Annotated in this window: 2 protein-coding genes; one reads left to right on the plus strand and one right to left on the minus strand. The window is 51.4% G+C overall.

What is annotated here, in order from left to right; genetic code table 11:
• The coding region (locus ACNFOC_RS55950) for a gamma-glutamyltransferase (RefSeq protein ID WP_416966518.1) at positions 1-185 on the plus strand (185 nt) is incomplete at its 5' end.
• A 37-nt stretch (positions 186-222) separates the two neighbouring features.
• Here the strand turns inward: ACNFOC_RS55950 and ACNFOC_RS55955 are convergent.
• Positions 223-381: YrhB domain-containing protein (locus ACNFOC_RS55955; RefSeq protein ID WP_416966519.1), on the minus strand; the 159-nt coding region annotated here is incomplete at its 5' end.

Here is a 381-nt window from a genome sequence, read left to right on the forward strand (position 1 = left end):
CGGACGAGCTGCGTGTCGAAAAAGGGTTTAGCCCGGATACGATCAAGCTGCTGGAAGCAAAAGGTCAGAAAGTGGCGCTGAAAGAGGCGATGGGCAGTACACAAAGCATTATGGTTGGGCCGGACGGTGAGCTGTACGGTGCATCCGACCCGCGCTCGGTGGATGATTTAACGGCGGGGTATTAAGGTTAGCGGCCCTCTTCGTGGGAAGAGGGCCGTATTGTCAGGGCAAGCCGAAGGTAGCCTTTTTTATTTCATAATCCTGTAGATATTCTTCCAGCGGCTTTGCCGTTCCAAGGGAATGAATTTCACCACTGTCTTTATCAATAATAAAAGGTGCGTTACCGGCTAAACGCGCGGCCTCATCTCCAGATTCAAGAAA

The sequence above is a fragment of the Streptomyces colwelliae genome (assembly GCF_048158785.1).
Classification (GTDB): Bacteria; Actinomycetota; Actinomycetes; order Streptomycetales; family Streptomycetaceae; genus Streptomyces.